Source organism: Nocardia nepalensis, assembly GCF_048910785.1.
GTDB classification, from domain to species: Bacteria; Actinomycetota; Actinomycetes; order Mycobacteriales; family Mycobacteriaceae; genus Nocardia; species Nocardia nepalensis.
On record NZ_JBKBET010000031.1, the window covers coordinates 1 to 15883 of the forward strand.

At 66.5% G+C, this 15883-nt stretch carries 14 protein-coding genes; 13 read left to right on the forward strand and 1 reads right to left on the reverse strand.

Annotation, left to right across the window (positions count from 1 at the left end; all coding sequences use genetic code 11):
* On the reverse strand, nucleotides 1–565 hold a 565-nt coding region (locus tag ACHQ4I_RS24760), incomplete at its 3' end, for a beta-ketoacyl-[acyl-carrier-protein] synthase family protein (RefSeq protein ID WP_476445406.1).
* Between the two features lie 214 nt (nucleotides 566–779).
* On the opposite strand from ACHQ4I_RS24760, the gene ACHQ4I_RS24765 reads away from it, so the two are divergent.
* The 13 genes from ACHQ4I_RS24765 to ACHQ4I_RS24825 all read left to right on the forward strand — a co-directional run bounded on the left by ACHQ4I_RS24765 (nucleotide 780) and on the right by ACHQ4I_RS24825 (nucleotide 15872).
* Nucleotides 780–1109 carry a 4Fe-4S dicluster domain-containing protein gene (locus ACHQ4I_RS24765; protein ID WP_420774229.1) on the forward strand — a complete coding sequence of 110 codons (330 nt, stop codon included), beginning with the start codon at nucleotides 780–782 and terminating at the stop codon, nucleotides 1107–1109.
* Nucleotides 1106–3031, forward strand: coding sequence for a hypothetical protein (locus ACHQ4I_RS24770; protein ID WP_420774230.1), 1926 nt, complete (start codon nucleotides 1106–1108; stop codon nucleotides 3029–3031). Before ACHQ4I_RS24765 ends, ACHQ4I_RS24770 begins: the two co-directional genes overlap by 4 nt.
* Nucleotides 3028–4233 (forward strand): 3-deoxy-7-phosphoheptulonate synthase, encoded by a 1206-nt coding sequence (locus ACHQ4I_RS24775; protein WP_420774231.1) that lies wholly within the window; start codon nucleotides 3028–3030, stop codon nucleotides 4231–4233. Before ACHQ4I_RS24770 ends, ACHQ4I_RS24775 begins: the two co-directional genes overlap by 4 nt.
* A gap of 34 nt (nucleotides 4234–4267) precedes the next feature.
* Complete coding sequence (locus tag ACHQ4I_RS24780; protein ID WP_420774232.1) at nucleotides 4268–5611, forward strand: salicylate synthase; 1344 nt, start codon at nucleotides 4268–4270, stop codon at nucleotides 5609–5611.
* A 42-nt stretch (nucleotides 5612–5653) separates the two neighbouring features.
* On the forward strand, nucleotides 5654–7261 hold the full coding sequence (locus ACHQ4I_RS24785) for a (2,3-dihydroxybenzoyl)adenylate synthase (RefSeq protein WP_420774233.1): 1608 nt from the start codon (nucleotides 5654–5656) through the stop codon (nucleotides 7259–7261).
* Nucleotides 7262–7284: 23 nt separating this feature from the next.
* Nucleotides 7285–7545 carry a phosphopantetheine-binding protein gene (locus ACHQ4I_RS24790; protein WP_420774234.1) on the forward strand — a complete coding sequence of 87 codons (261 nt, stop codon included), beginning with the start codon at nucleotides 7285–7287 and terminating at the stop codon, nucleotides 7543–7545.
* A 22-nt stretch (nucleotides 7546–7567) separates the two neighbouring features.
* A complete protein-coding gene (locus tag ACHQ4I_RS24795) occupies nucleotides 7568–8884 on the forward strand; it encodes an NAD(P)/FAD-dependent oxidoreductase (protein WP_420774235.1) in 1317 nt (438 codons plus the stop codon).
* 30 nt (nucleotides 8885–8914) lie between these two features.
* On the forward strand, nucleotides 8915–10300 hold the full coding sequence (locus ACHQ4I_RS24800) for a cation:proton antiporter domain-containing protein (protein WP_420774236.1): 1386 nt from the start codon (nucleotides 8915–8917) through the stop codon (nucleotides 10298–10300).
* 13 nt (nucleotides 10301–10313) lie between these two features.
* Nucleotides 10314–12524: a penicillin acylase family protein gene (locus tag ACHQ4I_RS24805; protein WP_420774237.1), complete on the forward strand. Its 2211-nt coding sequence runs from the start codon at nucleotides 10314–10316 to the stop codon at nucleotides 12522–12524.
* Nucleotides 12521–13807, forward strand: coding sequence for an adenylosuccinate lyase (purB, locus tag ACHQ4I_RS24810; RefSeq protein ID WP_420774238.1), 1287 nt, complete (start codon nucleotides 12521–12523; stop codon nucleotides 13805–13807). The genes ACHQ4I_RS24805 and purB overlap by 4 nt, the downstream gene beginning before the upstream one ends.
* 8 nt (nucleotides 13808–13815) lie before the next feature.
* Complete coding sequence (locus ACHQ4I_RS24815; RefSeq protein WP_420774239.1) at nucleotides 13816–14436, forward strand: GNAT family N-acetyltransferase; 621 nt, start codon at nucleotides 13816–13818, stop codon at nucleotides 14434–14436.
* A gap of 139 nt (nucleotides 14437–14575) precedes the next feature.
* Nucleotides 14576–15223, forward strand: a complete 648-nt coding sequence (locus ACHQ4I_RS24820; RefSeq protein ID WP_420774240.1) for a class I SAM-dependent methyltransferase — start codon at nucleotides 14576–14578, stop codon at nucleotides 15221–15223.
* Between the two features lie 25 nt (nucleotides 15224–15248).
* Nucleotides 15249–15872 carry a DUF2218 domain-containing protein gene (locus ACHQ4I_RS24825; RefSeq protein ID WP_420774241.1) on the forward strand — a complete coding sequence of 208 codons (624 nt, stop codon included), beginning with the start codon at nucleotides 15249–15251 and terminating at the stop codon, nucleotides 15870–15872.
* Nucleotides 15873–15883: the final 11 nt, after the last annotated feature.

The following is a 15883-nucleotide window of genomic DNA, read 5'->3' on the forward strand; positions in this document are numbered from 1 at the left end:
GTTCGGGGTCGGAGACCGAATCAATCGATAACAACCGCGCAAAACCACCCCCCTTCGACAACACCACCGCACCCCCACCATCAGCCAACACGAACAACCGCGACGCCGACCACCGATCCACCGCCGGAGTACCAAAATTATCCGCCGCCGTCACCAACACCGCCCGCCGACCCACATCCGCCAACAAAAAACACACCCCCAAATGCACCGCCGAAAAAAACCCGATACACCCATTCCGAATCTCCACCGACGTCACCGGACGATTCACCGTCCGCCGATTCACATAATGCTGCGCCGACCACCCATCCGGCCCCTGCGGATGCACATTCGTATGCAACACCGCATCCACCTCCCCCACCGAAACCCCCGACCCCACCAACGCCCGACACCCCGCCTCCACCGCCAAATCCGGCGCCGGCACACCACCCGCCACCGTCACCGACACCAAACCCGACCGCTCCGCCACCCCCGCATCCCACCAACCACGCTCCACCGCAACCCCAACATCCACCACACCCACCCCAGCCGAACCCACCCCAGCAAAAAACACACCATCAACCTTCATGGCCGTAGTCCTATGTTCGAAGTCGGTAATTTTTCCGAATCGTAGGGCCACGCGTCGGATAAGTCATCGATCGAGTTATTCGCATCCAGTGCTCAACCGCCCGTTCAACTGCCGGATTCGTCACTTGAACAGCGATGCGGTGAATCGGCTTGACGGAAAAGCCCGCCACCCCGGATGCTCTCGAACGGAAGTCTTGCGCAGAGGGAGACCGGAATTGACACTCGCGACCGACACCCGAAACACCACCGGGCGTAATCAGATAATCGAAACCCGCTCACGAAAAGACGAATGGCGCAAGCCGCCGCGTCGAATCGAATCCGCGGAATGCATTACCTGCGACAGTTGCGTCCGCAGTTGCCCCGCAGAATTCGGTGCCATCATCGACAACGGTCTGCGGGTCGTCATCGTGCCGGAGCTGTGCTCCGGCTGCCCGAAATGCATTGCGGTCTGCCCTGTCGACTGCATCTACGTCGACGAGGACTACCAGCCGACCGGCGAAACAGTCTGGGATCTGGTCACTAAGAACGAATACGTGGCTCGATGAGCACCGGCACCGGGCACGACCGCTCGGAACGCCGTGCGGAAAGGGCCAAGGCCCGCCAGAGCCGCCGGCCGAGCCGACTGGGCCGACCAGCCGGCATCACCCCCATCCCGGACCGGTACCTCGACGCCACCGCCGGTTTTCCCACACTGCTGGCGAACGTGTGGCAGCGGGCCGTCGCCGCAAACGATATCGACAGCGCGGTGCGGATACTGCTGACGCTGGACGGCCGTATCCCCGCCGACGTTCAGTTGCGCGCACTGCGCCTCACGGAACTCTCCGCACTCACGGTTTTGTGCGGTTTGACCTGGCGAACCAGCGAGAGAGTCGCGGTTGGCGATCAAAGATCCTCGGGGGCAGCGGAATTCGTTGGCGAGATCGGGCTCACCGGTACCGGCCGGGTGGCGATCGGCGTACCGGATGCCACGCCGGTGTCGGAGCGCGACGACTTGGTCGGAGGAGTACTGCGCATCTCCTGGACGGCCGCGGAGGTTCAGGCGTACCGGCGGCACGTGTGGCTCGCCATCGCGGAGTATGCCGAATCGGTCGCGGACTGCCGGAACTGGTTGCAGGCCATGGAAGTCGACGAGCGCAATGCCCTGCTCGACGAGCTCGCCGACGCGGCGCGCCGCACCGCGCCATTCATGTTGTATCAGGCCGACCAGCTCTACACGAACTTCCGTGAGCGCAACAATCTCCCGGGCAAGACATTGCTACCCGGTCACCCGGACAGTGTTCTCACCGCCCTGGGGGGACTCCCGCTGTGGGAGTGGTCCGACAGCACGGTGATGCTCGTGGTGTGCCTGGCGCTGTTGGTCCGGTCCAGCGGCTACGCGCGGATCGAGGAGGCCAACGGCACCCAGCTCACCGTGGCGCACATCGCTGAACTGCTGGAACGTACGCGGCAAACCTACAACTCCGTCCTGACCGGCACACGCGTGACCGCCGCCGGCAAGGCCGATGTCGCCTCGTTGCACGCACTGGCCACCCGCTTGCGCAAGCGCCGTGGCGAACTCACCGGAGCAGTGCGGCTCTACCGCGAGATCTACGGCCCACTCATGCACAAGATCGAGCGCGTCGCGGGCCCGATCGAACAATCGACCCGCCAGCGCGAATTGATCCTGTGCCGGAAATTGCGTGAGCGGCTACCGGTTTCGGGCGAACACCTCACCGCGTTGGGTGCGAGCGTCGCGGCAGCGCCCGAATGGCTGGCGCACCCACACGGCCGATTCGGTACCGGCCTCGAATCGCTCATCTACGAAACAGTAAGTGCGGCACGGGAATGTTTCTCCGCCGATTTCGCCATGAGCCGCGGCCTACGGGATCTGACCCGCTTGATCGAGGCGCTGCGCGACGAGGACTGGGCGACGATCTGCGGCTGGGAGCTGCCCGAGTACTTCTGCTGCGTCGTCCCCGCGCCGTCGTCCCGCCGATTCTTCGGCGACAGCGTCGAGCAGCTGGCCGACATCGCCTGGTCGATGTCGGCACGAATGCAGTACAACTCCTGGCATTTCGTGCCCGGGAACCTCCCCCGGGTAGCGGTGGTCCGCGCGCGCGACCACTTCGTCCCACCGACCATCCCCGATCTGTCGCATTTCTCCGATCAGCACCACCACGGCCACATCGCGGCGCGTGTCCGGTTCAGCATTCGCAGCCCACAACCGGTCCACATCGACGGTCGCCGCTTCGACGGCTTCGTCGATCTACGGCTGCTGCGCTGTGCGTCCGATCCGTTCACCGAACAGGATCTGCTCGCCGCCCATCGTGTTTCGGAGTTCATCGCCACCGCGACCAGCGCGGCCGCAGCGCTGGCGGCCGCCGGTCACCAGGTCGCTGTGACCGCGTTCGACCCCGCCTGGCACTGGTCGGCGATCACCGCCGCCGCGGAGCCCGACCTTTCGCAACGGACCGAAGGAACCGCATGACGCCTCCAGTTTTCGCCGTCGAGGTGCTCTCACCGGCAGGACCGGCCGCCGCCCGGCTTGCCGGGCTCTGCACGCTGCCCGCCGAACATCAGCCGCCCTGGGACCGCGATCCGGGCCTCGACACGGTCCGAACCCGGCTGGCACAACGCCTGCCACTGGTGAACCGCACCGATATCGACCTACTTCGCGATGGACTCGCCCGTGCCCAATCCGGTGCCGCGTTCGTGCTGCAGATCGGCGAATGCGCCGAGACCTTCGCCATGGCCACCGCCGAGCACGTGGAACGGCGCTTGCGGCTCTACCGCAGCCTCGCGGACCGGCTCGCCCGTCGCACCGGTCGCGAGGTCATCCTTGTCACGAGAATGGCGGGTCAGCACGCCAAACCACGCAGCAGCGCATACGAATACGGCCCCGGCGGGACGGAGATCCTCACCTACCGCGGCGACGCGGTCAACAGCCTGGACCCGACCAGCGAGTCCCGGCGGCCGGACCCGCAACGCTTGCTCGACTCCTACCGCCATGCGACCGAAACGCTCGCCCAGCTGACCCGCCACGCACACCCGGATCGGCCGATCTTCCTCTCCCACGAGGCGCTGTTGCGCGACTATGAAGAACCGTTGACGCGCGGCGGTGACCGCCCGTTCGCGGGCAGCGGACATCTGCTGTGGATCGGGGATCGCACTCGCCGACTGTGGAATTGGCATGTGCAATGGGCGGCGACCATCGCCAATCCGATTGCCGTGAAGATCGGCCCCACCGCCACCGGCTACGACGTCTTCGACCTCGCCCGTGCGCTCGACCCGCGGCATGAGCCCGGGCGATTGACTCTGATCACCCGGCTCGGCGCGAAGGAAGCAGCCGAGCGATTGGCGCCGCTGCTGCGCATCGTCACCGAATCCCGGGCGCCCGTGCTCTGGGTCTGCGACCCGATGCACGCCAATACCCGCACCATCGACGGCAGCAAGACGCGCCTGCTGCCCGACCTGCAAACCGAGGTCACCGCATTCGTCCGCACCCTGCGCACCGCTGGCTGCCACCCCGGCGGACTACATCTCGAGGTGAGTCCGGACGCCGTCCATGAATGCCGCGAATCACTGACCCCAACAGGCAAATCCAGCTCACGACCGCCGTGCGATCCGCGACTGGATCCGGGCCAGGCCGCCACGCTCATCGACCACTTCGCCGACGCCGTCTCCGCCTGATCCGTCGAGCCGCTTCATCGAAAGGTACTCCGCCGTGAAAACCTCTCCAGGCCAACGCTATATCGAGCGCGCCGTGTCACTGCCGACCGATCCGCTGACGGCACTGACCGCACTCGTCGAGGCTGGTTTGCACGAGCAGCATATCGTCTACGAACAGCCCCGCCAGTGGAGCTACGCCGGCGGCGTACTCGCGGAGATCAGTCTCGACCGTTCCGGCGCCCACCTGCGCGGCGTGACGGACGGAATCTCCCTGGATTGGAATGACAAGCCGCTGCTCCAGATTCGGCAGCTGCTCGATTCGTTCCCGGTGCCGGGCTGGCGCGCCTACGGCTGGGCCGCGTTCGAGCTGGCCTACGCCAAAGACGGCGACCGCTCCGCGGTCGGGGAACAGCCGCTGCTGCACCTGATCATCCCCCGCACCGAGGTCCGCATCGACGGCGGCACAGCCGTCGTCCGTGCGACCGACACGGAGAGCCTGGACGCGGTGACCGAGTGCCTGGCGGCCGCGACCAACCCTCCGGCTCCCGTCGCGGCACCGATCGATGTTCGGCACGGCGCAACTCACTACCAGCGGGCCGTCGCCGACGCCGTCGACGCGATCCACGCCGACCGGTTCCAGAAGGTGATCCTGTCGCGCACGTTCGCGGTGAACAAAGAGATCGATTTGCTCGCCACCTACCGGCACGGACGGAAAGCGAACAACCCCGCGCGGTCATTCCTGCTCAACCTGGGCGGCATCGAGGCGACCGGTTTCAGCCCCGAGGTGGTCGTCGCCGTCGACGCGGACGGCCGCGTCATCAGCCAGCCACTCGCCGGCACACGCGCGCTCACCGGCGATCCCGCCCGCGATGGGCACCTGCGTACGGAACTGCTGTCGAACCCCAAAGAGATCTACGAGCATGCCATTTCGGTCAAGATCGCCGTCGACGAACTGGTCGGCGTCTGCACTCCGGATTCGCTGTCGGTAGAGGAATTCATGACCGTCCGGGAGCGCGGTACCGTGCAGCATCTGGCCTCCCGGGTCGGTGGCCGCCTCGCCGACGGCCACGATGCATGGGACGCCTTCGCCGCGGTATTCCCGGCCGTCACCGCCTCCGGTGTGCCGAAAGCCGCGGCGTATGAAGCGATTCGGAGCCTCGAGCCCGCCGCGCGCGGTCTGTACAGCGGCGCGGTGTTCAGCGTCGACCACAACGGATCCATGGATGCCGCACTGGTGCTGCGCGCGGTCTACCGCCAGTTCGGCCGTACCTGGCTACAGGCGGGGGCGGGCATCGTCGGCCAGTCCCGGCCCGAGCGCGAATTCGAGGAGACCTGCGAAAAGCTCGACAGCGTCGCGAAATTCCTGGTCCCCGCCGCCGCTCCGGTCGCCGCCGGATGACCTGATCCCCAGTCAGTCCCTCGATCGATCGGAGAACCAGCCATGCTCGAAGGCTGCACACCGTGGCCCGCCGACGTCGCGACCCGATACCGCGACCACGGCCACTGGAGCGGCGAGACCCTCGCCGATCTGCCCGGCCACTGGGCGACGCGATACGCCGACCGCACCGCGCTCGTGCACGGTGAGCAACGCATCACCTATCGCGAACTCGACCTGCGAATCCGGCGGATGGCGGCCGGATTCCGGGCACAGGGACTCACGGCCGGCGACCGAGTAGTCCTGCAGTTGCCCAATGTTCCGGAATTCGTGATCACCTACTTCGCACTGATCAGCATCGACGTCAAACCGGTCTTCGCACTGCCCGCGCACCGCGCCATCGAAATCCGCCACCTGCTGACCATGACCGACGCCCGCGGCTATGTGGTTCCCGACCACAGCCATGGGTTCGACCACGGGGCCATGGCGGCAACGTTGGCCGAGGAGTTCTCGACGTTGCGAGTTTTCGTGCACGGCAAGGACATTCCCGAGGGCGCTGTCGCGCTCGCGGCGGTCGACGCCGAGTCGTCCGCGCCCGCGGCGTCGGATCCGGGGGATGTGGCGTTCTTCCTGCTGTCCGGTGGCACCACCGCACTGCCCAAGCTGATTCCCCGCACACACAACGACTACGCCTACCAAACCCGCGCCGCCGCGGCCGTCACCAGGCTCACCCGCTCCGATGTCTATCTCGCCGCCCTGCCGGCCGCGTTCAACTTCACCTGGGGCTGCCCCGGCATCATCGGCACGTTCCGGGTCGGCGGCACCGTGGTGCTGGTCGAGGACCCCATCCCGGCGGACTGTTTCGAGCTGATCGAAACCGAACACGTCACCGTCACGGCGCTGGTACCAGCCCTGGTCCAGATGTGGCTGGACGCAATCGACGACGACCCGCACGAACTGCCGAGCCTGCGCACCATCCAGGTCGGCGGTGCTCCGCTGCATCGCGAAACCGCCGAACGGATCGGCCCGGCCTTCGGCTGCCGCCTACAGCAGGTTTTCGGGATGGCGGAAGGTCTGATCACCATGACCCGCGACATCGATGCCGACGAGACGGTCCTCGCCACGCAAGGCCAGCCGCTGTCTCCCGACGACGAGATCCGCATCGTCGACGACACCGGCGTCGAGGTCCCGCCGGGGGGCACCGGCGAGTTGCTGACCCGGGGACCCTATACGCTGCGCGGCTACTACCGTGCCGCCGAACACAATTCGATCGCCTTCACCGAAGACGGTTTCTACCGCACCGGTGATCTGGTCACTGCCACCCCTACCGGCGAGCTGATCGTGCAGGGCCGACGCAAGGACGTGATCATCCGCGGCGGCAATAAGGTGTCCGCCTCCGAGATCGAGGGCTATCTGCTCGCGCTCCCCGCGGTCGACCAGGTCGCCGTGGTACCGGTGCCCGATCCCTATGTGGGCGAGCGCATCTGTGCGTTCGTTCGAGCGGCCGACGGGATCACGCCCACGCTGCGAGAGCTGCGTAAGGCGTTGCAGGAGAATGGAATCGCCGACTACAAGCTTCCCGATCGCCTGGAGCTGGTTTCCGAGTTGCCGCTCACTGGTCTGGGCAAGGTCGACAAGAAGCGGCTCGCGGCGACCGCGGCCACCACCGCCTGAATCACGAGGAGAACACAAAACCCATGCCGCCCAAGCCTCCCGGCCAGCCACCCACCCTCGATCAGGTGCGCGACACCGTCGCCGAACTGCTGCGCATCGACCCCGCCGACATCCCCGAGGACGCCGACCTGCAAGAGCTCGGCCTCGACTCCCTGGCGATGATGCGGGTCATCAACCTGTGGCGCCGCGTCCGCATCCGGATCTCGATGGAAGACCTCACCGACGAACCGACGCTCGCGGCATGGGCACGGCTCACCCGATCCCCCGCGGCCCAGTCCCACTGACCGCCCGACCCGAGGAACAACCATGACGACCAACACCAACGGGCACACCGACTACGACGCCATCGTCATCGGTGGCGGCCCCGCCGGATCCTCCTACGCCATCACCATGTCCCAGGGCGGCCACTCGGTGCTCGTGCTGGAGAAGGAAGAATTCCCCCGCTTCCACATCGGTGAATCGTTCCTGCCCTACACCGCCGACATGCTGGAGCTGCTGGGTGTACTGGATCGTATGCCCGGCAACGGATTTCCGATCAAACGGGGACTCGATCTGATCCTGCCCGAAGGCAACCGGCTGGTGGACCTCGAGGTGACCGGCGACGACGGCTACCGCACCTGGACCTACCAGGTCGAGCGGGCCCTGTTCGACAAGATCCTGCTCGACGCCGCCGCCGAAGCGCCCGGCGTCACGGTGCTGCAGCAGGCCCCGGTCAAGGAACTCATCTTCACCGGCGAACGCATCACCGGCGTCCGATTCGAGCACGACGGCCAATTCGAAAGCGCCACCGCCAAATACGTCATCGACGCCAGCGGCCGGTCCGGCGTCATCGCCCGGCATCTCGAGCTGCGCACCACCGACAACAAGCTCAGGATGGCGACCGTCTTCAGGCATTTCGAAGGCTTGGACGAGCAGTACAACCCGACCCGCGAGGGCGACACCCAGATCGGCGTCCACGCCGACGGCTGGATGTGGGCCATTCCGATTCGCGACGACATCATCAGCGTCGGCGCTATGACCCACTCCGAAAAATTGCGCGCCTCCACCCCCGAGGCCGTCTTCGACCTCGGCCTGGAGCGGCTGCCGCGAATCGCCCAGCGCCTCACCGGAACCAAGGTCTGGCACGAGATGCGCGGCGAGCGCAACTTCGAATACCACGCCGACACGCTGACCGGGCCCGGCTTCTTCATCGCCGGTGACGCCGGCGCATTCACCGATCCCATCTTCTCGGCGGGCGTCTACCTGGCCCTGGCCAGCGGGCGGCAAGCCGCCAAGGAGACCCGCAAGCTGCTCGCCGGCGAGACGACCGAACCCGTGGCGCAGCTGCGGTATTCGAACTTCTTCAAGACCGGCTACGAGACCTACTATCGGCTGATCCGTGCCGTGTACGACACCAGGGTCGGGACGATGGGCACCTACATCCGTCAACTGCTGACCTCGGAGGGGCTCGGCGAGAAGGAACGGGTGCTCACCCTCAACGGCGACTTCTGGTCCGATGACAATCGTCTGGTCAAGCGGTTGCGCGAGCATGAGGAATACGCGCTGTTCGCCCCGTTCGAACTCGAACTCGGCTGCCCGGTCTACGGCGTCGACGGCCCGCCGCTGCGGGTTCCGTCGGTCTAGCCACACCGATCACGACATCGAGAGTGACCCGTGAAACGGCTACTCATCGCGTATCTGCTGATCGTCACCGCACCGGCGCTGGCCGCCGTCGCACTGATCGTGCCGATCGGTGCGACGGCGCCGGGCGGCGCCGCACCGGCCGTCGCCGACGCATCGACCTTGCCGCGGTTACTGGTCGCCATTGCCGTCGTTGTCGGCGCGGCAGCCGTGGGCGGCGCGCTCGCCGAGCGCTTGGGGCAGGCCCGAGTCTTCGGCGAGTTGATCGCGGGCCTCCTACTCGGCCCGACCGCCCTCGGCGCTGCCCTACCCGGACTACAGCAATGGCTGTTTCCGAAGAACATTCTCCCCCAACTCGATTCGATGGCCCAACTCGGCGTGGTGTTCTTCATGTTCCTGGTCGGCATGGAGGTCTCACATACCGACATGCGCCGCATCAGCGCCAAAGCGATCGTGATCGGACACGCCGCCATCGCGGTCCCATTCCTGGGCGGTGTCGCGACCGCCTGGTGGCTGTACCACCGATATCCGCCCGCTCATTCCGGCTCGCTGTCGTTCGCACTATTCATCGGTGTGGCATTTGCGATCACCGCGTTCCCGGTACTGGCCCGGATTCTGGACGAACAGCATTTGCTCTCGACCCGGCTGGGCAGTATGGGCATCGGCGCGGCCGGAGCGTGCGACCTGACCGCATGGTGCCTGCTGGCGGTGGTCGTCACCGTCGTGCACCACACGTCCTTGCTGCCCGCACTGGTCGCGATCGCAACGGCAGTGGCGTTCACCATCGCCATGATCACCATCGTGCGCACCGCACTGGTTCGCCTTGTGGCACAGGCGGATCGGAACGCTAGGTCACCCATCGCGCTGTATGCCGGACTGGTCTGCGTCGTATTGGTATCGGCACTCGTCACCGAGGCCATCGGCGTGCACCCTATCTTCGGTGCGTTCCTCGCCGGCATCATCATGCCCCGCGGCTCGGCGACGATCACCGATCTCGGCACCAAACTCGAAGGCCTCACGCTATGGGTGCTGCTGCCGCTGTTCTTCGTCACCGTCGGACTGCGCACCGATATCGGAGCCGTCACCGGTGTGTCCGCCCTCGCGGTCTGCTCGGTAATCGTCGCAGTTGCCCTGACCACCAAGGTGATCGGCAGCGGCGCGGCCGCACTCGCCGTCGGAGAGTCCCGCCGCGATGCCCTCGCGGTCGCGATCATGATGAATTGCCGGGGTCTCACCGAACTCGTCGTACTCAATCTGGGCCTGCAGCTCGGCCTGCTGGATTCCGCGTTGTTCGCGATGTTCGTGATCATGGCCCTCATCACCACCGGAGTCACCGCGCCCGCGCTGCGAGCCATCGTCGGCCGGCGCCCCGGTTCCGCGACCGCCGCCCAACCTTCCACAGTCGAACCCGCTCACTGAAACAGGATGTGCTGTGCGCGCTTTCACCACTCGACAGGTCCCCGGGCTACATGCTCCGGTCGACATCCTCGTCGACCGTTGGGGGATCCCTCATATCTACGCCGAATCGGCCGAGGACCTGTTCTTCGCCCAGGGCTACAACGCCGCACGCGACCGGCTGTTCCAGCTCGATCTGTGGCGGCGGCGCGGGCTCGGACTGCTCTGCGAAGCGTTCGGACCCGAATACCTGGAGCAGGACCGCGCCGCGCGATTGCTGCTGTATCGCGGCGATATCGAGGCGGAGTGGCGGGCATACGGACCGGCGACCCGTGCCACGGTCACCCGATTCGTCGCGGGCATCAACGCCTATCTCGACTGGCTCGATGACCATTCCGAAGCGCTGCCACCAGAATTCGGCCTGGCCGGTTACCGGCCCGCCCGATGGTCGCCCGAGGATGTCGTGCGCCCGCGCGCGCACGCTCCGGTGTTCAACGTGATCTCGCAGGTGCGCCGGGCACAGGTCGTCGCGGCGGCCGATATCGAATCCGATGCGCTGCGGCAGCATGTGGTTCCGGGCCACCGTATGGTTGTTCCGCCTGGGATCGACCTGGACCTGCCCGCGGAAGTCCTGCAGCCGTATTTGCTGGCCACCGGGCAGAGCGCTGAGCCGATGCCAGCCGATGTGGTGGAGGGCAGCAACTGCTGGGCGGTCGCGGCCGAGCACACCACGACGGGTCGCCCGCTGCTCGCCGCCGATCCGCACCGCGCCTACACCACTCCCTCGCTGCGCTACATCTCCCACCTGTGCGCCCCGGGCATCGACGTCATCGGTGCCGGCGAACCGCATATGCCGGGAATCGCACTGGGCCACAACGAAACCGCCGCCTTCGGGTTCACGGTGTGTCCGATCGACACCGAGGATCTGGTGGTCTGTGATCTCGACCGCGAACCGATCGAGACGGTGGCCGAACTCGTCGCCGTCAAGAATTCCCCACCTGTGCAGGTCGAGCTGCAATTCAGCACCGAGGGGCCGGTCCTGCATGTGGACCGCGCGCGAGGAAAGATCTATGCGCTGCGGTCCACCTGGTTCGAACCGGGCACCGCGCCGTATCTGGGGAGCCTGGACTATTTGTCCGCCACCAGCTGGTCCGAGTTCGATGCGGCTCTGGAAAGCTGGCGGGCCCCCGGCGAGAACCACGTGTACGCCGACGTCCACGGGACCATCGCTACGCGCAGCGCCGGACTCGTCCCGCGTCGTACCGGATACGATGGTCTGCTCCCCGTCCCGGCCGGCTGCGAAAACTACCGTTGGGATGGGTTCTTCGCCCCCGCCGACTTCGCCCGCGGTGTCAGTCCGGGCAGCGGGTTCCTTGCCAGCGCGAATCAATTCAATGTTCCGCCCGGCTATCCTCTTCCCGCCTACGAATGGCCGGGATACGACCGGTATAGCCGAATCGTCCAGACCCTCGCCCGGCCAGCACCGCATTCGCCCGACGACAGCGCGGCCCTGCAGACCGACTTGTTCTCCCCGACTGCCTGGCACACCCTCCACCTGCTGCGCTCGCTGCGACCCGAGCACGGCAACGAATTGTCCACGGCCGCAATCGAACTCCTCTCTGAATGGGATGCCGTGGAGACGGCGGACTCCGCCGCCGCCGCGCTCTTCGAGACCTGGTGGACGCGACATCTGGGTCCTGCGATGGTGCGCGCTTGCGCACATCCTGCTGCCGCAGCGCTGATTCCCCATCCCGATCCCGAGGCGGTCCGCGCCTGGCTCCGCAATCCCCCCTCGGTCGGTACCCGTGACCGCATCATCGGTGAAACACTCGCTGACGCGTACAAAGAACTCGTCGCGATGCTCGGCCCCGGGCCCGAATCGTGGAGTTGGGGTGCGCTGCATCGGAATCGGCAGCCACACCCGCTCGGTAGGATCGACACGTCGCTGGACGTCGGTCCGGTGCCGATCGGCGGGTCCGGGACCACCGTCGACTGCGGCTCCTACCACCCGCACGACTTCTTCCCATTCCTCGGCCCGTCGTTCCGGATGATCATCGATGTCGGCGCATGGGACAACTCCCGGTGCGTCAACACGCCCGGTCAGTCCGGGGATCCGCGCGGCCCGCACTATCGCGACCTGTTCGACATCTGGCGCGCGGGCGATTACGTCCCCATGCTCTACAGCCGCGACAAGGTGGAACAGCACACCGAACAGCGCATCCGCCTCGAGCCGGTGGGGACGCTGTGATTGCCCGCTTTTCCACTCCCGAGATGACCGCCCTGTGGTCCGAGCAGAACCGGTACGACACCTGGACCCGCGTCGAGGTCCTGGCCGCCGAGGCTCAGGCCGAACTCGGCCACGTACCGGCCGCGGCGCTCGCCGATATCCGCCGCGCGCTGGCCCCGCTCGCCGCTCGGGTGGCCGAACTCGAACGCGACCGCGAGCACGAGGTGCTCTCCTTCCTCGCGGCCTATTGCGAACCCATGCCCGAGGATTCGGCCCGCTGGGTCCATCTGGGCATGACCAGTTACGACCTCGTGGACACCGCGCTCGGCTGCACTCTCGCACAGGCCACCGACCTGGTCCTCGATGCCGCGCGGCGACTGTGCCGGGTGCTTGTGGACCGCGCGATCGAACACTGGGACACTGTGTGCATCGGGCGCACCCACGGCGTTCACGCCGAGCCCACCACCTTCGGGCACAAGCTCGCCGGGTTCGCCTTCGGTATCGACCGATCGATCCGGCGAGTGGCTGCCGCGCGTGCCGCTGTCGCCGTCGGCACCATCTCAGGTGCGGTGGGCACCTACGCGCTGATCGACCCGTTCGTCGAGGAATACGTCTGCCGCGCATTGGATTTGGGCATCGAACCAGTGCCGACCCAGGTCGTAGCCCGCGACCGGCACGCCGAACTGGCGGTCGCGATCGCCACGCTCGGCGTGTGTATCGAGAGCATCGCGCTGGAGTTCCGGCTGCTGCAACGGACGGAGGTGCGCGAGGTGGAGGAATGCCGCACCGGCGCGTACCAGGGTTCGAGTGCCATGCCCCACAAACGCAATCCGACCAAGAGCGAACGCATCTGTGGCCTCGCTCGGCTGCTGCGCGGCGCGGTCGGCCCGATGCTCGAGAACGTCGCACTCTGGCACGAACGCGATCTCGCCCACGCCGCAGTCGAACGCGTCGCGCTGCCCGAACTGCTGACGGTCGGCCATTACATGGCGACCCTGACGACCGATCTGGTTGCGACGCTGGATGTGGCGACGGAGCGCATGCGCGACACCGTGGCCGGCAGCCGCGGGCTGGCGTTCAGTTCCGTCGTGCTCGCGCGGTTGCTCGAGCGAGGCGTCGAACGTGAGCAAGCCTATCGGGCCGTGCAGGCAGCCGCGGCCGATGCCGTGCGCTCGGGCACCGATTTTCGAAAAGTACTCGCCTCCAATGGAATCGACGTCGAGGAACTGGATGCCGAGCTGTTTCTCACCAATCATCACGTGATCCGCCGCCGCCTCGAGGCGCTGGCCGAACCGAAGGAATGAACACCGCCATGACCGAAACTCTTGCCGCAACCGCGGACTGGACCACACCGACAACTCTCACCGGGACCTTCGTCCGCCTCGAACCACTCACCGCGGCCCACACCGATGGACTGTTCGAGATTGCCGACGACGAAGTGTTCCAGCATTTGTCGAGCCCGCGACCTCATTCGCGAGCCGACGCCGAACGGATGGTCACCGCCATGATGAACCGCGACGTACGCGGAAGCCGGGTGTGCTTCGCCCAGATCGATATCCGCGACGGAGCCGACGGCCCGTTCGCCGGGACGACCTCCTACTACGACATCGACCGCAACAGTCGCTCGATTGCCATCGGATACACCTGGCTCGGCCGCGCTTGGTGGCGCACCGCCCTCAATACCGAGGCCAAGCTGCTCCTGCTGACCAGGGCATTCGACGAACTCGGCGCCGTCCGCGTCTATTGGCACACCGACATTCGCAATGCCCGCTCACAGGAGGCGATCGCCCGCCTCGGCGCCGAACGGGAGGGAATCCTGCGCAAGCACAAGAAGCGGCCCGATGGCAGCTGGCGTGACACGGTTCAGTACGCGATGACCGACGACGACTGGCCGGCGGTGCGGCAACGGCTTTCGGAGCGGTTGTACTCGTGAGCCCGCCTTGCCGCGCTATTCGACACTTGCGCGCAGCAGCACAATAATAATCTAGACGAAGCGTCATTGACAGAGACAGTATGTACTGATAAATCTGGGCTATCGAGTCCCTCCGGGAACCGACCGAAAGGACACCCAGATGACCGCGATTCCCCCGCATCTGCACCCTGGCCACCCTGGCGACGGCCACGAGCCGCACGGGCCGGTGGAGTGGGACGACTTGTATGACCGAGGCCCCGAATGGGATATCGGCCGCGCCCAGTCCGCGTTCCGCGAACTCGCCGACAACGGCGCGCTCACCGGACGCGTGCTCGATCTCGGGTGCGGCACCGGCGAACACGTGCTCATGTGCGCCGAACACGGGCTCGCAGCCACCGGGATCGACATCTCACCGGCCGCGATCAACCTGGCCATGCACAAGGCCTTCGACCGCGGGCTGCGCGCGGAGTTCCGCTGCCACGACGCCACCCTGCTCGCCGAACTCGGCGAGCAGTACGACACCGTGCTCGACTGCGGACTGTTCGTCCATCTGATCGACGACGACACCGCTCGCACGGCCTATCTCGACGGGCTACGGTCGACGACTCGGGTCGGCGGGCGCTACTTCCTGCTGTGCTTCCGCGAAGGCGGCGACCATCATCGGGCACTGACCCTCGACGAGATCGCCGCCCTGTTCGCCGATGGCTGGCGTGTCGATTCGATCGATCCCACCGTTCTACGGGCGGGTCCGCATGCCCACGAGATTCCCGCCTGGCTGGCCGCTTTCACCCGAGTCCGGACCCCCTGACGCCCACGATCGGAAAGGCAGCTTCATGTTGACCGCTGATACTCGAATCGACACCGACCGCGCCGGGCGGTATCTCACCCAGCTGTGCCGCCACGCCGCGGCGATGGGTGGTGGTCATGCCTCCCATCCGCATCACCCGCGCACCCACCCGGATATCCGGATACGCGCCGAATGGTCCAGCGGCGAAGGCTCGATCACCTTCGCTCCGTGGGGTCGCTGCGCCCTGACCGCCGACGACAGCGCCCTGACCGTACACATCGAAGCAGCCGATACCTCGGGCCTGCGCCGGATCGAGGACATCATCACGAACAACCTCGATCGCTTCAGTCACCGAAATCCCCTGCGGGTCAACTGGACTCGCTCCCAATCCCCGGACAGCGCCACTCTCGCCGCAACTCGCGATGAAAACGCAGCCGAACACGCCGGGCAGCACGCCCGGCTGTCGCGTCCGCGCACGGTACTGATCGCCACCGTTGTGATCGGCATCCTGGCAGCGCATCTGCTGCTGGGCGGCAGTCTGGTTCGCGACATCGGTGCACTCAGCGTCATCGGGGCCGCCGTGATCCTGTGCAAGCTCGCCTTCATGGGACTGGTCGGTCGGAACCTGCACCGACGTTTGATCGCCAAAGCGGGCAGCTCACCCCACTGACCCCGAACGCC